Origin of the sequence: Corynebacterium sp. MSK122, assembly GCF_030229435.2 — a bacterium.
Lineage (GTDB): Bacteria > Actinomycetota > Actinomycetes > Mycobacteriales > Mycobacteriaceae > Corynebacterium > Corynebacterium marquesiae.
In genome coordinates, this window is record NZ_JASPHV020000052.1 from 1 (window position 1) to 1714 (window position 1714).

Consider the following 1714-nt stretch of genomic DNA (forward strand, 5'->3'; position numbering starts at 1 on the left):
CGTGCTGTCAAGGGGTGAATGCGCCACTTCGACCGGGAGGTAGTTGTGACGCGTTGGACTCCGAAGGATGTTAAGGATGCTGCTGTTGAGCGCGTGGTGGCAGGCGAGGCAGTTAGCCTGGTCGCGCGTGATGTGGGTGTAGGCCCCGAATCGGTTTACGGTTGGTTGAGGGTAAGAGGTGTCGAACCTCCAGGCAGGCGTGCGAGTCGTTTGCGTGATCCGTTTGTCCGTGAGGCTGTTGGGTTGGTGCGTGCAGGTATGTCGATCAGTCAAGCAGCACAGACTGTTGGAATATCGACTGGCTTGCTTCACAGCAGGTTAAAGAAAGCTGGTGTAATCGAAGTGCGGCCTAGACGCGCCCACTTGTCACCTGATGAACGTGCCCAGGCCGTGGAGCGAGTGCTTGCTGGTGAGAGCTGTCAGACAGTGGCTGATGCTATCGGTGTGCATCCTTCTACCGTGTATGGGTGGATAAGGAAGCAGCGGTATGCGAAGTTACGCCGGCAGCGACATCGTCGAACGCCTGATGAGGCGGTGGTGTCTTTGCCAGATACAGGCAAGAAGCTGGGTAAAGATTCTGTTATGCCAGCACCGATGAAAACTCAAGCCGTTGATGGATTTCCTAGCGGCGTATTCGACAAACACGCCTTAGTAGGGCGTGGTCGCAGGCTTACTGTTGAAGACCGTGTTGCTATTGAAGCGGGATGTCGTGTCGGTGATTCGGCACGAGCCATCGCGCAGAAAATAAATAGGCACCACAGTGTCGTCGCTCGTGAAATCACCCGTAATGGTTGGAAGATCGTCGATGAGGACGGCACAGAGCAGCTGCGGTATAACGCCCACAACGCTGCTGTTTCTACTGCTGGTCGGATGGTGCGGCCAAAACTACGCAAGCTCGATGAAAGCCCAACGCTTCGGGGTGTAGTAGTCGATTGCCTTGCCCGCAGGTGGTCACCTGGGCGCATTAGTGCATGGCTTGAGCATGCTTTCAGCGATGATGAAAGCATGCGTATTTCCCACGAAGCGATCTACAGTGCCTTATACATTCAAGGCAAAGGCAGCCTGCGAGCCGAGCTTGAAGAAGTCATGAAGACTAAAGACGTACTTATCCGCGGCGGCTCAACACGCAAGCGTCGTGCCCGAAACGCTGGCGTGTTAACCGGTCGCCCTTGGATCAAAGGTGCTGAGATCACCCACCGCAGCCCGGAAGCTGATGACAGGGCTATTCCCGGGCACTGGGAGGGCGACCTTGTTATTGGTAAAGGTGGCAAAAGCGCGCTGATTACCCTAGTAGAGCGCACCAGCCGTTACACCCTGCTTGGACACCTTCCCGATGAGCACAGTTCACACACCGTGGTCGCAACCCTGCAGGACATGGTCAAAGACCTCAACACCGAGCAGCTAAAGACCATCACATGGGACCAAGGCGCAGAAATGGCTGTCACAGCACAAGTCCAGATTAAAGACGGCTGCCAGGTGTTTTTCTGTGAACCGCACTCACCGTGGCAGAGACCAACCAACGAGAACACCAACGGCGAGATCAGGCGCAGGTTCTACAAAAAGGGCACCGACTTTGCCACCGTCACACCCGAACATGTCGCGTGGGTGCAAAATGAGCTCAACGAAACACCCCGACAAATCCTCGGCGGCGCAACCCCACGTGAAATACTTAACGAACTATTCAAGCGTGGCGCATCCACCGCTTGATTCCGCC

Annotated in this window: 2 pseudogenes; both read left to right on the forward strand. The window is 55.7% G+C overall.

What is annotated here, in order from left to right:
* Positions 1-258 precede the first annotated feature (258 nt).
* Positions 259-468 (forward strand): annotated as a pseudogene (locus QP934_RS11380) (helix-turn-helix domain-containing protein); the annotation flags it as partial.
* A 19-nt stretch (positions 469-487) separates the two neighbouring features.
* A pseudogene (locus QP934_RS11385) lies at positions 488-1707 on the forward strand (IS30-like element IS1513 family transposase).
* Positions 1708-1714 lie beyond the last annotated feature (7 nt).